This window comes from Geobacillus sp. JS12 (genome assembly GCF_001592395.1).
In the GTDB taxonomy this organism is placed as follows: domain Bacteria; phylum Bacillota; class Bacilli; order Bacillales; family Anoxybacillaceae; genus Geobacillus; species Geobacillus zalihae.
The window spans coordinates 130258-151227 of record NZ_CP014749.1 but is presented as its reverse complement, the minus strand read 5'-3'; the positions used below and the strand labels follow the sequence as shown (position 1 = coordinate 151227).

Annotated in this window: 14 protein-coding genes and 3 pseudogenes; 8 read left to right on the top strand and 9 right to left on the bottom strand. The window is 55.7% G+C overall.

What is annotated here, in order from left to right:
• Window positions 1–111: 111 nt before the first annotated feature.
• Together A0V43_RS00850 and A0V43_RS00845 are read right to left on the bottom strand one after the other, a co-directional pair.
• Window positions 112–1476, bottom strand: a complete 1365-nt coding sequence (locus tag A0V43_RS00850) for an ISLre2 family transposase (protein ID WP_063192135.1) — start codon at window positions 1474–1476, stop codon at window positions 112–114.
• A gap of 263 nt (window positions 1477–1739) precedes the next feature.
• Complete coding sequence (locus tag A0V43_RS00845; protein ID WP_013146195.1) at window positions 1740–2642, bottom strand: fumarylacetoacetate hydrolase family protein; 903 nt, start codon at window positions 2640–2642, stop codon at window positions 1740–1742.
• 300 nt (window positions 2643–2942) lie between these two features.
• Here A0V43_RS00845 and A0V43_RS00835 point away from each other — a divergent pair, with 300 nt between their 5' ends.
• Window positions 2943–3125, top strand: a complete 183-nt coding sequence (locus A0V43_RS00835) for an aspartyl-phosphate phosphatase Spo0E family protein (RefSeq protein ID WP_020278948.1) — start codon at window positions 2943–2945, stop codon at window positions 3123–3125.
• 10 nt (window positions 3126–3135) lie between these two features.
• On the opposite strand, the gene A0V43_RS00830 is transcribed toward A0V43_RS00835, so the two are convergent.
• From A0V43_RS00830 to A0V43_RS00820, 3 genes are all read right to left on the bottom strand, one after another.
• Window positions 3136–4302 (bottom strand): DUF418 domain-containing protein, encoded by a 1167-nt coding sequence (locus A0V43_RS00830; RefSeq protein ID WP_013146197.1) that lies wholly within the window; start codon window positions 4300–4302, stop codon window positions 3136–3138.
• A gap of 137 nt (window positions 4303–4439) precedes the next feature.
• Entirely contained in the window at window positions 4440–6035 is a 1596-nt protein-coding gene (locus A0V43_RS00825; protein ID WP_025038858.1) for a fatty acid--CoA ligase, read from the bottom strand.
• A 211-nt stretch (window positions 6036–6246) separates the two neighbouring features.
• Window positions 6247–6471, bottom strand: a complete 225-nt coding sequence (locus A0V43_RS00820; RefSeq protein ID WP_013146199.1) for a spore germination protein — start codon at window positions 6469–6471, stop codon at window positions 6247–6249.
• A gap of 150 nt (window positions 6472–6621) precedes the next feature.
• Here A0V43_RS00820 and A0V43_RS00815 point away from each other — a divergent pair, with 150 nt between their 5' ends.
• From A0V43_RS00815 to A0V43_RS00790, 7 genes and pseudogenes are all read left to right on the top strand, one after another.
• On the top strand, window positions 6622–6846 hold the full coding sequence (locus A0V43_RS00815) for a spore germination protein (protein ID WP_013523084.1): 225 nt from the start codon (window positions 6622–6624) through the stop codon (window positions 6844–6846).
• A gap of 70 nt (window positions 6847–6916) precedes the next feature.
• Window positions 6917–7138 (top strand): spore germination protein, encoded by a 222-nt coding sequence (locus A0V43_RS00810; protein ID WP_011230193.1) that lies wholly within the window; start codon window positions 6917–6919, stop codon window positions 7136–7138.
• A 15-nt stretch (window positions 7139–7153) separates the two neighbouring features.
• Window positions 7154–7366: a spore germination protein GerPB gene (locus A0V43_RS18410; RefSeq protein WP_013146201.1), complete on the top strand. Its 213-nt coding sequence runs from the start codon at window positions 7154–7156 to the stop codon at window positions 7364–7366.
• 83 nt (window positions 7367–7449) lie between these two features.
• A pseudogene (locus tag A0V43_RS00805) lies at window positions 7450–8045 on the top strand (spore germination protein GerPC).
• A gap of 2 nt (window positions 8046–8047) precedes the next feature.
• A complete protein-coding gene (locus tag A0V43_RS00800) occupies window positions 8048–8239 on the top strand; it encodes a hypothetical protein (protein WP_013146202.1) in 192 nt (63 codons plus the stop codon).
• Window positions 8236–8634 (top strand): spore germination protein GerPE, encoded by a 399-nt coding sequence (locus A0V43_RS00795; protein WP_063192134.1) that lies wholly within the window; start codon window positions 8236–8238, stop codon window positions 8632–8634. Before A0V43_RS00800 ends, A0V43_RS00795 begins: the two co-directional genes overlap by 4 nt.
• Window positions 8634–8855, top strand: a complete 222-nt coding sequence (locus A0V43_RS00790) for a spore germination protein (RefSeq protein WP_011230188.1) — start codon at window positions 8634–8636, stop codon at window positions 8853–8855. Before A0V43_RS00795 ends, A0V43_RS00790 begins: the two co-directional genes overlap by 1 nt.
• Window positions 8856–9087: 232 nt before the next feature.
• On the opposite strand, the pseudogene A0V43_RS00785 reads toward A0V43_RS00790, so the two are convergent.
• From A0V43_RS00785 to addB, 4 genes and pseudogenes are all read right to left on the bottom strand, one after another.
• Window positions 9088–12431 (bottom strand): annotated as a pseudogene (locus tag A0V43_RS00785) (SbcC/MukB-like Walker B domain-containing protein).
• A complete protein-coding gene (locus A0V43_RS00780) occupies window positions 12428–13606 on the bottom strand; it encodes an exonuclease SbcCD subunit D (RefSeq protein ID WP_013146206.1) in 1179 nt (392 codons plus the stop codon). The pseudogene A0V43_RS00785 and the gene A0V43_RS00780 overlap by 4 nt, the downstream one beginning before the upstream one ends.
• Window positions 13607–13626: 20 nt before the next feature.
• Entirely contained in the window at window positions 13627–17355 is a 3729-nt protein-coding gene (gene addA / locus A0V43_RS00775; RefSeq protein ID WP_063192133.1) for a helicase-exonuclease AddAB subunit AddA, read from the bottom strand.
• Window positions 17356–20858: pseudogene (addB, locus tag A0V43_RS00770) on the bottom strand (helicase-exonuclease AddAB subunit AddB).
• Between the last annotated feature and the right edge of the window lie 112 nt (window positions 20859–20970).

The window sequence follows — 20970 nt, the reverse complement described above, 5'->3', positions numbered from 1 at the left end:
CTACGAGCGTTGTCAATCACTAGTTAGCGAACCATTTTCAGGAATTCATATCGTAAGCGCTTTCGGACTCTCATCCCTCATCTTGAGGCGATGATACGATATTCCATTTTTTTACACCCAACCACCATCCCGGAGCGCCGACAACGCTTGATGGATCGGCGTCCCGGATGACTGTTGCAGACACGGTATATTCTGACGCACCACATCCATCCACAACCGTCCGGCCTTCCGTTTGGCCTGTTCGATCCGCTTGGACTTTGTTGAGGCCGAGACGGCCGACTGGAGCTCTTCTGCCTCCAACGGCCCCTTTCTCCACCGGATCCCGTCGATTCGGGCTGCCATCGCCTTCAGAAACGCCCGAAGCCCTTGGTCTTTCCAGCTGCGGCGGGATTTCACCCGATGCGCAAACCGGCTCATCACACTCTCCGCATGGCCCATCGGACGCATGCCGGTCGTCTCCACCCCTTGCTCCGACAGCCACCCCCGATAGTCCCGGATGCATCCCGGCATCGACTCGATCCGGCGGATCATGGCAGCCAGCTGCTTCTCTTTCGCTTCGTCCTCCAACGTGCCGACCGCGCTGTTCAGCTCCACGAGAAGCCCTTCTTCATCTTGTTTCGCCAGCTTCTTCCGCACCTCCCGCCAACGCGGATGGCCGGACAGACACTGACGCAGCTCCCGCGCCACATGAAATCGATCCAGCTGAAAGCACGCCCGCTTCCCAAAATACTCCCGGCAGGCCGTGATCCACGACGCCGCGTCGCCGTTGATGACCAATAGGTCTCGGCACGGATCATAGGCATATTCCTTCATCAGCCACTCCTCAAACCGTTCCCACACGTCCCCCGTCCCTTCATGGAGATAGTGGCGCCGGTTCACCAGCTCAAGCTGCGACCCGTTTCGTCTCCATCCCTCGTGAACCGCCAGGATTTTCTCTTCTTTCGCCCGTTTCCCTTTCCCCTGGCGGGAAATAAACAGTCCATCGGCCTCCACAAACAGCACCCGGCCGTGCCGTTTGGAAACAGGGTGATGCAGCGAGACAGGGGCCTCGAGCACCAACTGGCGAATCGCCTCGTGGCTGAGGACCGCATACCCCACGATCGACTCCAGCGTGCGAGCCGCTTTGCGGTAGGAAGAGCACTCGACGGCCAACTCGACCGCCGTTTCCTCGAGGCAAGGGCTGATCGACTGCGCTCCATCAAAGCCCAGTTCGGCATCCAGCAAGAACGTATACGCCCCCGTTTGTCGATCATAGTAGTAGTTCCGTCGGAACGTCACTTCCCCAAACAGCGTTTGGATCGTAGTCGGCCGTTTGTCTTTCAGCTGATACCGGCGCTTGTCCCGCGCTTCCGCCAGTTGTTGATCGATCTCCTCCAAAAGGGCCGCCAACAAGACAGCGAACACCTTTTGAAGAGTTCTCAACAATTGTTCCTCCAACTCTTTTAATAAAGGCCATTCTGTGGTAAGATGTTTCATGGACTCTCTCCCTCCTGTTTTCGGTTGATGTTGACAATCACCATCATAGCAGGGAGAGAGTCCTTTTTGCATGACATTTGCTTGTTCTACCGCGCTTCGCTTGGTGGCCCCGACGAGGGTTGCGAACAAAAGTTCGCAACCCTCGTCGGGGATCATTTCGAAATGTCACCCACAAATATTTTACTCACACGAAAACGAAAGACGCCCTTTCTTTCAAAAGGACGCCTTTTGAGCATCAATGGGAGCTTCCTCACTTTCACCGTTTACTCTCCCACTTTGTTGCGCAACGTGCCGATGCCTTCCACCGTCACCTCAATGACATCACCCGTCTGCAAAAAGCGCGGCGGGTTCATCCCTTTGCCGACTCCAGCCGGCGTTCCTGTCGCAATGATGTCGCCCGGCTCAAGCGTAATGCCTTTTGAGATCGTCTCGATGATCGATTCAATGGAAAAAATCAATTGTTTCGTGTTCGCTTGCTGGCGCACTTCGCCGTTGACCCGTGTCTCGATGCGCAAATCGTTTGGATTTGGCACAAATTTGCTTGGCACGATCCATGGCCCCATCGGGCAAAATGTATCCAAGCTTTTGCCGAGAAAATATTGTTGGTGCCGCTCCTGCAAATCTCTTGCTGTCACATCGTTGATGATCGTGTATCCAAATACGTAATCAAGCGCGTCTTCGCGGCGGATCGCCCGCCCTTGTCTGCCGATGACCACCGCCAGCTCCCCTTCATAGTCCATTTCATCCGTGACATCGGCATGGCGCAAAATCGTTTCCTCATGACCGATGACCGTTGTCGGCGCTTTCGTGAAGACGATCAAATGCTCCGGCACATCGGCGCCGCCGAGCTCCAGCGCGTGATCAACATAGTTTTTGCCGATGCAAAAAATGTTTTTCGCCGGCCGTGGGATCGGGGCCAAAAGACGGACATCACTGAGGCGATAAACGTACTCCGGTGCCGGGTGGCGCAGCGCCCAGTCAACTACTTCTTGTGCTCGGGTGAAAAACGCCTCCCCTTGGGCAATCGCCTCAAGCATCGTCGTCGGCATCGTCTCCGTTCCATCCATCGTCCGTTCGGCGCGGCGCAAATGAACCGCCCGGTCGTCTCCTTGCGGCACGGCTCCAACAAACGTTTCTCCATCGAAAAGTGCGGTGATCAGTTTCATCGTGCCTCTCTCCCTTTCTTTGTTATGCAGCGGACGCTTCGTGAACTCTTCTCTTCCACCCGCCTTCGCCATTTTGGCGCGTTGAGGATGGTATTCGCCATCGAGGCGAAAAAGTCCTGCTTTTGTAGAATTTTGTCTAAATTAGGAAATTTATCACTTATTTTCCCGAATCGCTTCCTTTTTTCGTCGGGATATGTATAATAATGTTTAGTTTCCACTAGGGCGTCGATTGCGACTTTCGTCATGCAACAAACGTCTTGCATCGACGGGCATGCCTCAACCAACATTTCAAACGAATTGATGGTGAAGGAAATGGTTCTGTTGCAAATTGAAGAAAAACGACAACAAATGATCGAATTGGCGCTCACGTATGGGTTCACGGCCAAAGAGACGATCGAATGCAGCCAAGAGCTTGACCAATTGATCAATCAATATTTGCAGCAAACAAGGATGTTGGAATCGCCTTCCCCGTCCGTTCAGTAAGCGGGGGTTTTTATTGCCCCGGCCGGCGGCGAAACGGCGGCCGCGTTCCGTATGTTCCCCACCTCCACATCCACTCAATTGGGCCATAATGAAAACGCGCAAACCAAAAGCGGCTTATCCACACTTGAGTTGCATACAAGGCAAACGCAATCAACATCTCCTGCCATGCGCTTGTGCGTCCATACCACCCAAGCCCATAACCATAAAACAGCGACGTACAAACGAGCGATTGCGCGAGGTAATGGGTGAGCGACATTTTCCCGACGTCTTGCCACCACCGCCAAGCGCGCTGCCAACTTGGTTTCCGGCAGACAAACACGGCAGCCGCCGCGTAAAACACCGCCAAAGCGGCGCCTCCGAAGCTGTCTTGGATGTACATGGTCAAGTCGTTGGCCGCAGCCCAATACGGAATGGTTTTCAACGTTAAACCAAAACATAGCGCCCACCTCATCAGGCGTCGCAGCTTCGCAGGCGAGTGACGGTCGGCTTCAAGCCAACGTTGGTCGGCGGCATAGCCGCCAAGCAAACAAAACGGCAGCACGGTCAACACCGTAAGCAAAAGCCCTCCATCGCCGTTGATATACATCCAGTCGTTCCACCGCTGCCAAAACACGTCGGAAAACGTACCATTTCGATAGTTGTGAAGCGCTGCGGCCGCCGCTCTCTCATGACCTTCAACTGGTTTCATTCCTCCTATCCACATGCTTAAGGCCATTAGCAGCACCATAAGGCCGTGAAAAAGAAAAAAGACGGCAACAGCCGCCGTCCGCCACCAACGAGGCGGGGCGGCGAAAAAGAAAAGCATGATGAACCCGGCGAGGGCGTAGGGGATTAAAATATCGCCAAACCAAAGGCCAAACGCATGAGCAATGCCGATCCCAAGCAAAAGAAAGAAGCGGCGCAACAGAATCGGAATCGGCCGCTCCCCGCGGCTTTGGAGCCGGCGGAACATCATCACGGCGCCAAAGCCGAATAAAAAGGCAAACAGCGGATACGCGCTCGCTTCAAACAACACATCCACGACGGCAACGAAAACTCGGTCAAAATCACTGTCCTTGACGCCGTCGTCGTATAACGCCGGCGAGGAAACATAACGCATGTTGACAAGCAAAATGCCAAGCAAAGCGAATCCACGCAGCACATCGGCCGCGGCGATTCGCTCGGGCGATCTGATCATCGCTTTCTCCCTTCTTTCTACCGCCTAGCCGTCTGCGCAATCGGCGACGCTTTATCGCCTTGCCGGCACGCCCGCCGCCTTATCCATTTCATTCGACGCGCTCTCCTCTGCCCGTCTGAAGGCGCATGCCTGTATCATCAGTTGACATAGCGGCCCGATTTTCCAATTGCATCCCAATATTGGCGGCGCAAGTGTACTTTCTGAATTTTTCCGGAGGCTGTTTTCGGCAGCTCATCGACAAACGTAACGCCTGTAATGGCTTTGAAATGAGCCAGTTTTTCCCGAGAAAAGGCGATCAGCTCTTCCTCTGTCACATTGTGCCCTGGGCGGACGACGACAAACGCATGCGGCGTTTCTCCCCATTTTTCGTGCGGCGCGGCAATGACGGCTGCCTCAAGCACAGCAGGGTGTTCATAAAGCGCACCTTCGACTTCAATCGACGAAATATTTTCCCCTCCGCTAATAATAATATCCTTTTTCCGGTCAACGATATCAATATGCCCGTATTCATCGACGGTCGCCATATCGCCGGTATACAGCCAGCCGTCGCGGATCGTTGCGGCGGTTGCTTCTTCGTTTTTCCAATATCCTTTCATGACGCCATGGCTGCGGACGATCACCTCACCGATCGTCCGACCATTATGAGGCACTTCGTCGCCGTTTTCATCGACCACTTTCACTTCACAGCCGATCATCGGATAGCCGGCTTTTGCCTTGATCCGCTGCTTTTGCTCCACAGGCAGTCCGTCAAGCTGCGGACGAATGAGCGAAATCGTGCTGAGCGGAGATGATTCGGTCATGCCGTACACCTGGATAAACTCCCAGCCGAGCTTTTCCTCAACGCGTGCGACAAATGCCGGCGGCGGCGCAGAACCGGCGATGACGACCCGCACGCCTTCCGGGACATCTGGTTGATATTGCTCATAATATTGCAGCAATATATTGAGCACAGTCGGAGCCATATGCATAACCGTCACCTGATGTTCCTTGACAAGATCAAAAATGACTTTCGGATCGACTTTACGCAAACCGATTTGCGTTGCCCCGTTGGCGGTGTAATAAAACGGCGCCCCCCAACCGTTGACGTGGAACATCGGCAGCACGTGCAAATACGTATCGCGGTCGGACACACGCAAATGGTGCATCGTCACAAGCGCATGCAAATAGTTGTTCCGATGCGTCAGCATGACTCCTTTTGGGTTGCCTGTCGTCCCGCTTGTATATAGCAAGCTGCATATATCATTCTCATCGATCATCGGGCGCGGAACCGGCGCTGACGACTGGGCGGCGAGCCATTCATCGTAAACGGTTTCATCAATCGCCGCCTCTGTTTTATGGTGGACAATGATCTCCTCGACCGTTTCAAGCTTGTTTTTGACTGGTGCAATCAGCCCATACAGCTCCTGATCCACAAACAACACTTTCGTTTCGCTGTGATTCAAAATAAAAACGTAATCATCCGGTTTCAGCCGCGTATTCAGCGGCACCATCACCCCTCCCACTTCAAACACACCGTAAAACCCTTCGAGCATCTCGAGCGTGTTGGGCGCCAAGTACGCCACACGGTCGCCTTTGCGAACGCCAAGCCCCCGCAGCCCGTTGGCAAGCCTCCGCACCCGTTCGCCAAGCTCACGATACGTCACCGTCCGCCCCAAACAAATCATGGCTGTCTTGTCCCCATAGAGAGCCACGGCGCGATCGAAAAAGTGATGGAGCACGAGCGGCGCATTCATTCTCCCATCCCCTGTTTTATGTTTTAGAAAATTCACAATTGTATTATATAACAAAGATGGCATAAAGAAAAAGAGGGCCGTCCCAAAAGTCGTAAAATGACTTTTGAAGCCAGCCCTCTTTCTTGGCTAGTCCGCTCCATTGCGCCAAAAAAGAACCCAGTTTCTTCTTTTTTCCCAAAAACGAATGCTAGGCGAATCGTCTCGACAACCGCTAGTTATTTCCTTTCACCCCGGCGTCGGAGACGTCCGGATCGACCGTATTCGTGACGCTGCAAAACGTATTCGTTTGCAAGAAATCGCCAGTATTGCCGCCGCCGGCGCCTGAGTTTGACTTCGTGGTGCTTTTCGGAGCGATTTGCAGCACATCGCCCATGTTGACAGTGCCATTGCCGCTTACGTTCGTCACTTTGAGCCCACCAATGACGATTGCTGGCATCCCCTTTCCCCTTCCTTTCTGCCCGTTCCCTTTCTTTATCATACGCGGGAGCTGCTTTCCTCAATTGGACTCTCGCCCCGCATTGAACCGTTTTTTCTCCGTTTTCATACAATAACGATAGCGACACGACGAAAAAGGAGGGGGCTCTTCATGCCTTCATTTATCAGCGGTCCAATTAAAATCACCCATGTCAGCGGCGACGGCACGGTGAATTTCGGCGACGTCTTGCAAATCACACCAAAGAGCACGTTGAAATCCAATACCGGCTCAGGCGGCGGCAACAACGGGGACTTCCTGCAGACGAATACGTTCGTCAGCTTTACAAACAACGGCGATCCGGATGTGTTCGACTCAAATAATGCCGCCAACAATTAAAGCGAACGTTTCGCAGCTTGCGCCCATACACTAGTATCAACGAAGAAAACATGGAAGGGAGCATGCCCACATGCCGGCTTTTGTCGGAGTCGTTAAACTGAACAGCATCGGAAGCAGCGGCGTGTTCCATATTGGCGATGTGTTTGCGATTTCCCCGCAAAGCGTGACGAAAACGTTCGCTGGCGCCGGTTCGTTTAACACCGGCGACGGGCTTCATATCTATAACTATTACAGCAATACCAATACGAATGACGCCGATGTCGCCGATGAAAATGTCGTCGGAAACGTTTGAAGGAGGAGAAGGAGGGTGCACGTTTACATCAGCCAAAGCATCTGCATCCACCAGTTGCGGATCGGCTCGGTCACCAATTCATCCGTTTTGCAAATCGGCAGCGCCGGAAGCATTCAAGCGCTCTCAACGCTTGCCAACACCGGCGGATTCACCGGTCCGGCCCCACAGGCGACCGTGCCGCCCGGTGCATCCGCTCCTCTCGTTCCTCTCCATTCAGCCACCCGCTAAATTCAGCGAAAAAAAGTGATGAGAGCGAAAGGCCGTCCATATATTGAAGTAAGAGGGCTCTTTGGAGAGGATGATGGTGCACAATGAGCATTTACGAGTATTTCGTCAAGCTGCACCGCTATTTATTATGGCAAACAAAAAAATACGGGCTCTGGAACGCCGTCTCCACGCACTCGAAGCCCGGCTTCGGGAAATGGAGGCTCAACCGCGCACATCGATCGAACGAATTGAATATAAATTTGACCAGCTCAAAGTGGAAACACTCGAAGGAACGCTAAACATCGGGATCGCTCCGTCCGGAGCCGGCGGTACAATTGAAGACTTTGCCGTCGAACCGGTCAAAACCGTAATTCCAAAGCCGGAACCGGTGCTGATGCGCCCGATTCAAGAAAAAGTAGCCGCCTATCTCAACGGGGAAGCGTCGGAAACGTTAAAACGCCTTGAGCAGCAATACGGCCGCCGCCTCGACGATACGTACCGCCAGTTCATTTTGCAAGACATCGCCCGGCAAACAGACGAACGCATCCGCTTCTATTTGCAAGAGAAAGCCAACCATGGCTACGTTCCGTCCGGCGACCGCGATGAAGCAGTCGAAAATGAAATTTTTCAAAAAGTGAAAGCCGATATCGAACAATCGCTCGATGCGTTTTTGAAACATTTGCCTTCAAAGGAGGGATAGACGTGAATTATACAGTGATCAATCGTCATCTGCATGTTGGCGACATCCGCCTCGTGGCCGTCGCCAGTGCCTCGCTGTTTTTAATCGGCGACGCCGATGCGATTCACTTGTCATCCGCGTTTGACACACCACCGGAATCGCTTATCATCGGCCCGTTCGTCCCGCTCGTGCCGGCCCGAGGGGATACGCCGTGAAACGAACGTCAGTTGTGCAAACGTTCCATGCCGAAACGCTCATCATTAGCTCTGTGCTGCAAATCGGCGACTCAGAGCGAATTTCCGCCCGCACGCGCGCCTTTGCCGTTCAGCGGCAATATGAACTGTTTTTTGGCCCAGAAGGAGAACAAATATTCCCTGTTTTTGCGAAGCCGATCCCGCGCTGGACTTCTCCACCGCCGACAGCTGCACGCCAAACGCTCCATGAGTCCCCGGTCATTTCCGTTCAGTCTGTGCGCGTGCTCGCCATTTCTTCGTCCGCCATCGTCCATATCGGCTCGACCTCGACAGCGGAGGCAGAGGCAAGAATTAAACATATCCGCCAGCTGGTCGGCTCTGAGTCGAGCGCGCCAACAAGAGGGAGGGATTTATAATGCCTTCGTTTGTCGGCCCGATTAAAATCAACAACGTCAGCAGCGGAGCTGTCGTCCAAATGGGCGACTGTCTGTACATCGCGCCGAAAGTCGCCACGAAAACGCAAGCCGGATCCGGCGGGTTCAACACCGGCGATTTTGTGATGACGAACAACGCGATCAGCTTTACAAACGCGTTTGATCCGGATGTATCCGACCAAAACGTGGCCGCCAACAACTGAACATGGCAGAAAACGAATCCCCTCGCTTTTCATTTGCCAACATCAACCTTATCAGCCGAACGCTGCCGAAACCAAAAAGAGAAGGTGTCCCAAAAGGATCCGGACACCTTTGCTTATTTACCTCTATATCTAAAAAACCATACATTGTGCTTGATCGAAAGGAAACCAACCTTTTGCGACCGCATCTCTCCATTATTCCCCTAAAGCCCGTTCAGCTCAACGGGCGAGCCATTCACATCATTTCCAGCCAGACACGCGTGCCGCGTCCGGACGGTTCAGCCGGTTCGACGATGAGCCGTCGCGGCAGACGGTGGCGAATTTCTTGTACATGACTGATGACGCCGACCGCCAGCCGCTCGGTATGCAGCTTTTCCAAGGCGGAAATGACCGTCTCAAGCAGCTCAGCATCGAGGGTGCCAAACCCTTCGTCCAAGAAGAAAAAGCGGAGCGGATACTCGCCGCGCAGCTGAATTTGCGCCGATAACGCCAACGCCAACGACAGTGACGTCAAAAATGTCTCCCCACCCGAGAGCGTCGATACCGGCCGTCTGACGCCGCCATTGGCATCATCACGGATCAGAAACCCGCCTTGCGAATCCAATTCGAGCGAATACCGGTGCCGTGTCAGCCGCTGCAGCCGTTCCGAAGCCATGGCGGTGACTTGCTCGAGCTGCTCTTCAGCCATAAATTCGACAAAGCTGTTGCCGCGAAGCAGCGCCTGCAGCTGTTTATACCGCTCGATGCGCCGGCTGAGCTCCGTCTGCTTCTCCTCCAGTTCAACAAAGCGGCTATGTTTTTTTCTCAACTCTTCCACCTTCGCTTGAGCCGCCCCAAGCTGCTGCGTCATCGCCTCCACTTGCCCCTTCAACTCGGCGTATACACGCTGCATCGTCTCCCATTGTTCAGCGCTCACCGCCGCCCCCCGATGGCGGCGGCCAGCTGGGCGAGGCGATGTTCGGCTTGCTCGATTTGGCGCCAATAGCGGCGGATTGCCTCATCCCATTCATCTCGCTGCGCTTTTTCCGCCTTTGCTTGCTTGACTTGTTCGGCATCGGCAAACATGGTGTCCAAAAGCGCGCCGCGCCAGCGAGCGAGCGCCTCTTCTTCGCGGCGGACGCCTTCTTCCCACGCCTGCTTGGCTGCTTTTGTTTCGCTTTCAAGCATTTGATATTCCCGCTGGGCTCGCTGCCAGGCCTCATACGCCTGTTGCTCGCCGTTTTGCAGCTGGCGCCATTCGGCCTCCACCTTCTGAAGCTGCACGGCCGCAGGACCTTCCCCCGCCTTCTCGCCCCGTTGCCGCTCATATTCGTTCCATTGCTGCTGTTTGGCACTAATCAGCGAGTCAAGACGCACCCGCTCCGTCTCAAGCCGGCTCCGCTCTTTGGCCGCTTCCTCTTTCGCCCGCTGTTTTTCCTCTAAAAACAGCACGCTGTCCTCCAGCCGTTTTTGCACGTCGCGCCGCACGTTTTCCCGTTCACACAGCTGTTCATACACCGCATCGATCGTCTCAAGCGAAAGGAAAGGATACATCTGCCGCCATTGCTGTTCAAGTTGCCGCCGCTCTTCCTTCAGCCGCTGCTTTTCAACTTGCAGCGCTTCGATGTCCGCCGCTATCCATTGGCACGCTTTCTCCGCTTCGCGCCGCGCTGACTCGGCTTCATTCCATTGGGCAAGCACCCGGTAGACCGCTTCTTTCAATTCAATGACATCTTGCGCAAGCGCCCGCACTTCCACAGTGAGGTCGACGGCCTCCTCCACCGAGCGGCTTTCGGCAAACAGAGACGGCGCTTCATGGCCTGCCGCCAGCTCGGCGAGCTGCTCGAGCTGCGCCTTGAACGAAATGATCATTTGCCAATCTTGTTCATACCGCTGCCGCTCTGCCTCAAGCTCGGACAGACGCTCAAGTTGGACATCGTGCGGTGCGGCGGCCGGATGCGGATGCTCGCGCGATCCGCACACTGGACACGGCTCGCCGGGACGGAGCCGCTCAGCCAAGGCGGAGGCGAGTTGCGCCGTCCGCGCTTCTTCGGCTCGCTGTCGCTCCGCCTCTATGGTTTTCTGCAACGTATACAATTGTTTTTCAGCGTCCTGCTGCCGCCAGCAGACGAAACGATACGTCCGCTCCACACGCCGGAACAGCTCTTGAAGCCGGGAGCCGACAGCGGCTGATCGGCGTTCCCGCTCCAACTTTTCCTCTTTCGCCCGACGCCAAACGGCCTCCTTTTGCTGAAGTTGGGCATCGACGCGAGCGATGGCTGACGCCGCTTGCTCAATATGCTGCTTCTGCCTGTACGCCCGCTCTGCCTCATCTTTTCCATCCAGCGCCTCTTCATGCTGTTTCAGTTCTTCTTTCAACTCCCGCTGCCGCTTCGCGCCGCGCTCATACCAGACCGACGCCTCTTCAAACCGGCGTGCAGCTGCCTTCTCCTGGGCAATGAGTCGCTTCCTCTCTTCACGAAGAGCTGCGAGCTCCTGTCCAAGCACTTCCATTTGCTGCTCAAGCTGCGCCGCCTGCCGCAGCCGTTCCATCTGGACGAGCAATTCCGGTTCGCGCTGCGCCTTTTCTTGGCGCGCCCGTTCATAACGCCGCGCCGCTTCTTCATAGCTCAATTGGGCTTCTTCTAACCGACGCGCCAGTCCTTCATACCGACGAAACGCCTCTGCCCGCAAGCGACATGCCTGCTCGCACTGCTCCCAATACGGCCAGATGCGCTCTGCTTGCTCGGCGCGCTCCTTTTTCGCCTCAAGCTCGCGGATGGCGGATTCATGTTGGCGCAGCGCGGCGAGCTCTTGTTCGACCGCTTCTTTTTCTTGCTGCCATGCCCATCGTTGTTTTGTTCGTTCCACATCTGCTTCGACTTCCTCAAGCTCTTTTTTTCGCTTGGCAAACAGCCCCGCGAGCTCCCGCACATCCGCCTCTGCCTGCTCGAGCGCTGCTTTTGAAGCATCGCCAAGCCCCGCTTTTTCCGCTTCGATTTTTTCCCATTCTTGCCGAGCGGCGGCAAGCCGGTCTTTCAACTTTTTATTCAACTGATCGCCATACCGCTCAAGATGGAAGAGGCGCTGCAGCATTTGCCGCCGCTCCGACCCTTTGAGCGATAAAAATTCGGCAAATTTTCCTTGCGGCAAGACGACCGCCCGGGTGAAATCCTCCATCGTCAAGCCGAGCAATTGCTCGATCGCCTTGTCCACCTCCGACAGTTTATCGGCGAGCACGACCGGCTCGGACCGATGCTCGATTAGGCGGCAAACGGCGCTGCGCGTCCGCCATTCGTCCACTTTTTTTAAGCTTCGTTCGACTGTATACCGTTTCGCTCCTGCCGCATTTTCCAGCTCAAACGTAAACGAGACAAACAACTCTTGCTCCGCGTGGTTGATGATCGCCTGCGTGCGGTTGGCCGCCCGCTCGACGCTGCCGAACAAGGCGAGCGTCATGGCGTCTAAAATCGTTGATTTGCCGCTTCCAGTCGGCCCGAAAATGCCGAACACACCGCCCTCACACAGTGCGGTGAAATCGATCGTCTGCTTTTCACGAAAGCTATGAAGCCCGGCGATCGTCAGCGAGATCGGCTTCATTCTCCCTCCCCTTCCTTCTCTTCTTCCGCCGCCAGCTCCAAAAAGAGGCGGACGAGCTCTTCATCCGGCGTTTGTCCCCCAGTCTGCCGTTCGTAAAAGCGGTGAAACATTTCTTCAAGTGAAAGCGGCTCGCGGCTCATTTCCATCATCTCTTCCGCCCGATTGGGAAGCACCGGGCGAATGTGGACAAATCCGGGATGAAGCTTACGCAGCCGATCAATTTCTTCCATTGTCAACGACTCGGTCACATGGATCTCCAAATCGATCCAGCTTGATCGGTCTCTTCCTTCCTCACACCAGCGGTATACTTGAGCGAGCCCCTCTGTCGCCTTCCAACGGATGAGCGGTTTGCCGGCAGCGAGCGGTATCTCCGCCACCTTGGCCTTCCTGCCTGGATGCACGTCAACGACCGTGACCGATTTGGCTTGACCGGCTTCGGAAAAGCTGTACGCCAACGGCGAGCCGGAATAGCGCGCCGCCGTCTTTGCCTGCTTGACATCCTGCGGCCGGTGCAGATGGCCAAGCGCCACATATTGCGCGGCTTTCGGCAAGCTCTCAGCCGCCACCGTATAAGCGCCGCCGACTTCAATCGGCCGCTCGGAATCGGACGTACGTCCGCCGGCAACGTAAAGATGGCTCATCGCGATATTGACGGTCTCCGCCGTGAACGAGGCGGCCATCGCCGCTAATAGGGCGCGGATGCGGTCATCGTACCGATCGCGCATCGTCGTCTCCTTACAGTCGGATGACAACAGCTCGGCGAGGCGCGATTCGGACGGATAGGCCAACGGAGCAAGCATCATCGTTTCGCCGCACGATGGAACGTCAATCCGGCAAACAGCCGCTTGCGGGCGGCCGAAAAGAAAAATGTTGTGCGCACACATCAACGTCCGGGCAGCGCTGATCCGGTCGGGGTGGTCGTGGTTGCCGCTGATGACTGCCACCGGGCGGCGTCCTTTGTCGGACAGGCGGGCGAGGCTTTCATAAAACAGTTGTTCCGCAGCCGCCGGCGGATTGACGGAGTCGAATACGTCGCCGGCCACAAGGATGATGTCAATTTGTTCTTTCTTGACAATCTCCACAAGCTCATCAACAAATGCCTCTTGCTCGGCCATCCGACTCCGTCCCTCAAGCGTTCGCCCCAAATGCCAGTCCGCGGTATGCAAAATCCGCATTCTCTCTTTCCCCCCTTGCATCACTCAACAGCCACAACAAACCCGCCGTCAAACGAATACAAATAGCATTCCGCCACCGGCGCACGCCAAATTTGCTCGATGGCCCGCCGGTACAAGCGCATTTGCGTCCCATAGCGGCCGAGCAGAAAACGAGCCGCTTCTTCCTTTTGCCCAGCAAAACGGTGGACGACTTCATCCGTTTTATAGTCAATCATCACATAGCCGCATTCGTCGGCAAACACGCAGTCGATCACCCCTTGCACGAGGACGCGCCGGCCGCTTTCCGTCCCTTCGCCGCCGTACAGTTCAGCCGCTTTAAGCCCCAAGCTGAACGGCACTTCACGGTGCACTTCGCGGGCGGCGCAAAGGCGGCGGCCAAGATCTGCAGTGAAAAAGGCAGCGATGGCCGCTGGATCGACCGCCTCGGCTTGTTCTGCCGACAGCAGCTCTTTTTCGACAAGGCGGACGATCTGACTGCGGATCAACGATTCATCAAGCGGCGCTTGCAAATCGAGATGGCGCATAACGACATGGAGCGCCGTCCCTTTTTCGGCCGGCGTCAACGTTTTCTCCTGCATGAAACGCGGCCGAGAAAACACCGGAGCCGTCCCTTGTCGCGGCCGCCATTCGTCCGCTTGCTCGCCAAAGAGCGCGCGCTGTTCTTTAAGTTCTGACACCGATTGCTTGGCGCGCACGGCCGTTTCTTTCTCATACGAATACCGCCACAACAAGCGGCGTTTGACCTCCTTCTGCCACCCTCCTCCCACGGGAACGGGTCGTCCTTGTTCGAGGGCAAGAAGCACGCCGTCATCCATCTCCTCCCTCGCAGCCTCTTCGCCGCGCAAATCGGCGGCCGGCACGATGGCAACACGCCATACAGACGGGTGAGAGGCGACCTCTTCAGGCGCCTTCGTTCCCGCAAGCGCCCCCCCATCCCGATGACGGATGAGCGCCCGGCCGATCCAATCCAAGTAGGAGCGGGCCGAAGCCCGCACATCGTCGGGGAGAAGCCAGCCGCGTTCCGAAGCAGCGCTTTTCCATTTTTCAATCTCCTTGGCCGCATCGTTGACCGACGCCAACAAATACAGCTTCTCTTTTGCCCTTGTGAGCGCGACATACAAAATGCGCATCTCCTCCGCAAGCAGTTCAAGCCGCTTTTTCGTTTGGATGGCCAACAGCGGCAGCGTCGGATAACTGATGCGCAGCCGCGGGTGGACAAAGCGGGCGGCAAAGCCCAGCTCTTTATCGAGCAAATATGGGTGGTGCAAATCACGTGTATGAAACGGACGCGCAAGCCCAGCGAGAAACACGATCGGAAATTCCAATCCTTTGCTGCTGTGAATCGTCATGATGCGCACGACGTCTTCCTGCTCGCCGAGCGGCCGGGCCGCCCCTAAATCGTCGCCGCGCTCTTGCAGCCGCTCGATGAAGCGAAGAAAGCGAAACAAGCCGCGAAACGACGTCGACTCGTACTGCCGCGCGCGGTCGTACAAAGCGCGCAAGTTCGCCTGCCGTTGCCTGCCGCCCGGCAGTGCGCCGACAAAATCGTAAAATTGCGTATCGCGGTACAGCTGCCAAATGAGATCAGCTAATGAGCGGCGGCGCGCCATCGTACGCCAGCCCTCGAGCCGCTCTAAGAAAGCCGCCGCTTTCCTTTGGGCGTTGGCCTCCTCTTTTGTTTCCGCCGGCTTTTGCCGAAACGAACAGAGCGCTTCATAAAACGTGCCTTTTGGATCGGCGAGGCGAATCATGGCGAGCTCATTCTCGTCAAAACGAAAGAGCGGCGACCGGAGCACCGCGGCGAGCGGAATGTCTTGGTGCGGGTTGTCAATCACTTTTAACAGTGAGAGCATGATCGAAATTTCCGTCGCCTGAAAATAGCCGGATGACAAATCCGCGGCCGCCGGGATGCCTTGCGCCTGCAACTGCTCGATCATCTGCGGCGCATTCGTCATCGAGCGGACAAGGATGACGATGTCACGGTACATGGCGCGCCGCGGCTGCCCGCTCGAACGATCGTATACATAAAACGGAGCGGAAACGATCTCTTTGATTTTTTTCGCCATCAGCCGCGCCTCGAGCTCCGCCGCTTCCCATTCAGCCGCTTCCTCTTCGTCCTCTTCCGCCGCACGCTGCCGGTTGATGATCATGACTTCCGGCGCCGCATCCTTCCCTTCCGGGTAATCGGCGCCGTATTTTAGCTGCGCCGCTTCGTCGTAAACCATTTCGCCGACGGTTTCCCCCATGAGTTGCGCAAACAGAAAATTCGTCCCGTCAAGCACTTCGCGGCGGCTGCGGAAGTTGCTCGCGAGGTCGATTTTCATCCCCCCTTCTTCCCCGTCGGCGGTGAATCGTTTGTATTTGTCCAAAAACAGCATCGGCTCGGCAAGGCGGAATCGGTAAATCGACTGTTTCACGTCGCCGACCATAAACAAATTGCCTGTTCGTTCGCTCCCTTTTTTCACCAGCTGCAAAATCGCTTCTTGAACGAGGTTCGTATCTTGATACTCGTCAACAAGCACTTCATCAAACTGCGCCTGGTATTCCAAGGCGGCGGGGGAAGGCTGCCATTCGCTCGTTTCCGGATCGCGCCGCCGCAAAATATGCAAACAATAATGTTCCAAGTCAGAAAAATCAACGATTCCTTTTTCCCGTTTCGCCGCTTGGAACATGACGGCAAAACGGCGGACAAGGTTAGCGATCGTTTCAACGATCGGCTTCATTTCCCGCATATGGCGGAGCCAAACGGATGGATCGAGCGAAAACACATTGTCGCGCAGCGCCTCCACTTTCTTTTTCGCCTGATCGCGCAGCGATTTGGCTTCGTCGATCAGCCGCTCGTCATAGTCCTTGCCGCGGCAGGCCGGCAGCCGCCCAAACGACAGCGCCTTTAGCGCGCGATGCAGCTCGGCCCACGGTCCAGAAAGACGCGTTTCCAAATCAGCGATCATATCTCGATCTTCGCGTAGCCGCTCCGCGTACGGACGCGGTCCGCCCGGCTCTTCAGCAAGCTCAAGCGCCCTTCGGATCAGCCGTTTGGCCGCCGTCAGCTCCATCACGGCATGTTGCGCGATATAGCGGGCTGCTGGCAGCGTCTTTATATCTGTTCGTTCATCGACATCATACATCGAGGTCAAACCGGCCAACCATTCATCTGGTTCCGGATGGGAGCGGGAAAATTCATAAAGGGCGACAATCATCTCCTGCAGCTCCGCATCGCTCCGGTCGCCCGTATAGGCATCCACGACAGCGAAAAACCGCTCGTTGTCCGGCTTTCCGTATTCCTCCTCAAGCAGCTCTTCAAGGACATCCTCTTTCAACAGCTCGATTTCCGTTTCATCGGCGATGCGAAACGACGGATCCAAATCAAGCAAATAGTAATATTTGCGAATGACATCCAAGCAAAAGGAATGGAGCGTCGAGATCGCGGCGCGGGGAAGCAGGCTGAGTTGACGTCGCAAATGGAGCGAATGCGGACGCTTGGCCAATTCCCGCTCGAGCGCCTCGCCGATTCTTGCTTTCATCTCCGCGGCTGCCGCATTGGTAAAGGTAACGACAAGCAGCCGGTCGATATCGACCGCTCCTTCTTCCGCCGTCACTTTTTGAATGATCCGCTCGACAAGAACGGCCGTTTTCCCGGATCCGGCCGCCGCGGCGACAAGAATGTCTCGGCCGCCCGCGGCGATCGCCTTCCATTGTTCATCCGTCCATCGGCTCCCAGCCGGCTTCGGGCGAATCGTGGCGTTCATTTATCCTTCCTTCCCTTCCGCTAGTTTTTCGATGACCGCTTCCTTCGTTTGCGGGGCAAGCTTCCGGTATTCGTTGCCGGAGAGTGCCTCATCAAATTGGCAGACCGGTTTGAAGACGCAAAACTCGCACGCTGTTTTATCTTTCAACTTGTACGGGGCGATCGACACGACGCCGTCGGCGATTTGCCCGCCGATGTCGATGAACAAACGGCGGACATGCTGGCGGAGCGCGGCAAAGTCGGATGGACTCGCCACCGACGAACGCGAATGGATCGACCCGCTTTTCGTAAGCTGAGCGGGCACAATCAGCGACCATTGTCCGTCTTCCGTTCGGCTGTCCATCAACCGGATCGCCTCGACGTCAGCGAGCAACAGCCCGCGCATCCGAAACGGTTCCAGCAGCTTTTTCGCCATTTCCACCTCATCATCCACCCATTGCTTCGCTTGAACGATCGGATTGTGGATGTGAAAATAAAGCACCCCGGCTGGCAAGGCCGGCTGTCCGACAAGCTGTTCGGCATACGTCAGCACGATGTCCAGGTAGGTGAGCATTTGCAGCGCCAGACCGTAATATACTTCCGTCAAATCGAGCGTTTTCGCGCTCGATTTGTAATCGATAATGCGCAGAAGCACTCCTTGGCTGCTTTCCGCCTTATCGACGCGGTCGATCCTCCCAACAAGCTCCATCACTGTTCCGTCGGGCAGCCGAAACCGAAGCGGCGGCAGGTCGCCATTGGGGCCGAATGACAGCTCAAGTCCGATCGGAACGAAACCGCTCGCCCGCGCATGCTCACTTAACACATGGGTTGTACGGGCAACGACGTGTTTCAATTTTCGTTTCATATATTCATAGCGATGAGAGCTTGAGAGCACTTGCTGCTGGATGAGCGGAGCGATTCGCTCGATCGCTTCGGCCGACAGCCGTTCACAGTCTGGTCTTGACAGTTCGCGCCAATCAAGATGCTGTTCGCGCAGCCGGTCGGCGATTTGCTTGATGGCGGCATGGAACAATTGCCCAACATCCGGCGCCTCAAGTCGGAAAACGTTGCGCTCTTTCAACCGCAGCCCATGCGATGCGAAATGGGCGTACGGGCATTTTTGAAACTGCTCCATGCGCGAGACGCTCGCCTGAATTTTTTTGCCGTACAGCCGCTGGCTCCACTGTTTTTTGAGCGGCGTCGCTCCGTTTGTATAAAAGAGCGCGGAGACGGCATGCCGCACCTGCTCCTTCCAGTCCTGATGGCCGATGAACGTGTTATACACATCCCACCAAAGCGGATCGATGCCGTAGTTGCGCTTCCATGCTCGGAGCTGGCTGATCAAATACGTTTGCGTCGCCCGCGGCGCGGTCACGAACGCCTCTGCTTTTTCTGCCGGGGCGTCGAACGGGTCGTTGCCGCACAGATGCACCGGCGCATGCGGAAACAGTTCCGTAAGCTGCTTGATGAGCGGCGACGGCATCAACGCTTTCCCTTCTCCATCAGCAAGCGGATATGTAACATACAGCCGCCGGCTCGGACAAACAAGTGCCAAGTAGACAAAAAACGGGTCATAAAACAGCTGCTCCCGTCCCCTGGGGCGAGCGCCACCCCCAACTCACGCAGCTGCTCGCGCTCCACTTCCGCCATCAGCCCGTCTTCCTTCACTTTCGCTGGAATCACGCCATCGTTGGCGCCGATGACGAACGCATACTTGATGTCAATTAAACGAGAGCGATCAAGCTGAGCCACGATCACCTGGTCCATCGCCGGCGGCACAAGGGAGAACTCCAACCGATCGAGCCCAGCCTCGATAATCTTGACAAACTCAGCGAGCGGCAGTGATTCTGTCCCGAGCATTTCTACATATTGGTCAAGCAAATCGACGACGGCGTTCCACGCCTGTTCATGCTGGCGCGCTTCAACGAGGCGGCCGTCCGCTTCCGCTTGTGCGCTCATTTTCTCTAGTTTTTTTGGAATCTGCAATTCTTCCAAAAACAGATATAATGCCATACAAAACCCGCGTCCGTCCTCCGCCCGGCGCAGACGGCGCTCCAACCGGCGAAGCGGAGCGGCCAACGCCTCGCGCCATTCATTGAGCATGTCCTCAAACTGCCGCTCTTCGTCCGTTTGTGGTACGTTCAAACCGTCAAGCGCCTGATAGCGCCGATACGCCCAGCGCTCATTGTTTGTCCACTTATCCCCTTTGATTCCGTAAGCAAGCACATAGTTTTCGAGCTTGTCGGCCGCCTCGCGCCACATGTGCAGATCGCCGTCCGTTGGAAAAAGCAAATCCGTTTTCACCGCCCGAAACACCGCTTCATATCGCCAACGCGTCACGACCGTCTCTAAGGCAGCGCGCACGAGTTCAATGAGCGGGTGGTGGTGCATCGGTTCTTTTTCATCCATAAAATACGGGATCCCAAAATCAAAAAACACCGTTTTCACCAGATCGCGGTACGCCTCCGTCTGGCGGATGATCAGCGCAATGTCGCGATAGCGCGCCCCTTCATCGCGGACAAGGCGGATGATTTCGCGTGCGACCGCTTCGATTTCCGCTCGGCGATTGGACGCCTCATAAAGATGGACGGCATCGGTCTTTGCACCATATGGAAGCAACGGGCGTCGGTGAAATTGCGCCTCAAGATGAACGAGCGCCCTGTCTTCATGGCGTCGGTTGGCCGAAAGCACGATCGGCTCTTCGATCGCAATGTCATTGCTTAGCGCCAACTCCCTCAGCTGGCGGTACGTTTGCGCCGGCAAATAAAAGAGATGAAGTTCGTCCGGCATTCCGTCGTCATACGGGCGGTCGATCGTCAAACAAACGGTGACGCGCCGGCAATGGCGAAGAAGCTGTTCGATGATCATATATTCTTGCGGCGCAAAATGATGAAAGCCGTCGATGTAAATATCGGCATCCCGCAAATAACTTGAGCGCGGAATATGCTCAGCGAGCAAGCGCAAATAATCTTCCGAATCAAGATAGTGGCCGATAAGACTTTTCTCAAGTTCCTCATACACAAGCGCGACATCGCTCAACTTGTCAGCGAGCAAGCGGCGGCCCGGTTGATCAGGCCCATCCTCGAACGCCTCAGCATGTCGGCGGAGTTCGCCCGGCGTCAGGCAATACCGTTTGCATTCGGTGATCATTTCGTTCAGCTGCTCGATAAACCCATGTTTGTCCGCCGCGCGGCCAAACAGTTTCAGCTCTTGTTTGCGTTGCTCAATAATTTTGCGGATCATCATCTGCACGCCAACATCATGAATGTGGTACCGGGTCATGCCGCCTGTTTCCTGCAGCACGCGCCAAGCGAGACGGGTGAAGCTGAACACTTGGGCGCGAATCATCCCGTCCACTCCCTCGGTATGTATCAACGCGTATTCGCATTGAAATGTCATTTGCTCCGGAACGAGATAGACGATCGCCCTTCCTTTTGGATCCTCTTGCAACTGGCGGCGAATTTCTTCGAGGCAGACAGCCGTTTTCCCACTTCCTGACCGTCCGAGCAAAAACCGCAGCGACATTGTATCCACCACCATTCGTTTCCTTTATTTGTTTTATTTTAGCACGTATGTTCGCTTTTGGGAAGAAAAAAACGCCCTTCCGGCTGCGGGTTATATAGAGGCAATCTGAAAC

What these genes read in the sequence shown, in the direction of transcription:
- A0V43_RS00830 (WP_013146197.1), bottom strand. Translation starts at nt 4,302, where the DNA reads ATGATCAGATCGCCCGAGCGAATCGCCGCGGCCGATGTGCTGCGTGGA.
- A0V43_RS00825 (WP_025038858.1), bottom strand. Translation starts at nt 6,035, where the DNA reads ATGAATGCGCCGCTCGTGCTCCATCACTTTTTCGATCGCGCCGTGGCT.
- A0V43_RS00835 (WP_020278948.1), top strand. Translation starts at nt 2,943, where the DNA reads ATGGTGAAGGAAATGGTTCTGTTGCAAATTGAAGAAAAACGACAACAA.
- A0V43_RS00780 (WP_013146206.1), bottom strand. Translation starts at nt 13,606, where the DNA reads ATGCGGATTTTGCATACCGCGGACTGGCATTTGGGGCGAACGCTTGAG.
- A0V43_RS00820 (WP_013146199.1), bottom strand. Translation starts at nt 6,471, where the DNA reads ATGCCAGCAATCGTCATTGGTGGGCTCAAAGTGACGAACGTAAGCGGC.
- A0V43_RS00845 (WP_013146195.1), bottom strand. Translation starts at nt 2,642, where the DNA reads ATGAAACTGATCACCGCACTTTTCGATGGAGAAACGTTTGTTGGAGCC.
- A0V43_RS00810 (WP_011230193.1), top strand. Translation starts at nt 6,917, where the DNA reads ATGCCGGCTTTTGTCGGAGTCGTTAAACTGAACAGCATCGGAAGCAGC.
- addA (WP_063192133.1), bottom strand. Translation starts at nt 17,355, where the DNA reads ATGAACGCCACGATTCGCCCGAAGCCGGCTGGGAGCCGATGGACGGAT.
- A0V43_RS00850 (WP_063192135.1), bottom strand. Translation starts at nt 1,476, where the DNA reads ATGAAACATCTTACCACAGAATGGCCTTTATTAAAAGAGTTGGAGGAA.
- A0V43_RS00790 (WP_011230188.1), top strand. Translation starts at nt 8,634, where the DNA reads ATGCCTTCGTTTGTCGGCCCGATTAAAATCAACAACGTCAGCAGCGGA.
- A0V43_RS00815 (WP_013523084.1), top strand. Translation starts at nt 6,622, where the DNA reads ATGCCTTCATTTATCAGCGGTCCAATTAAAATCACCCATGTCAGCGGC.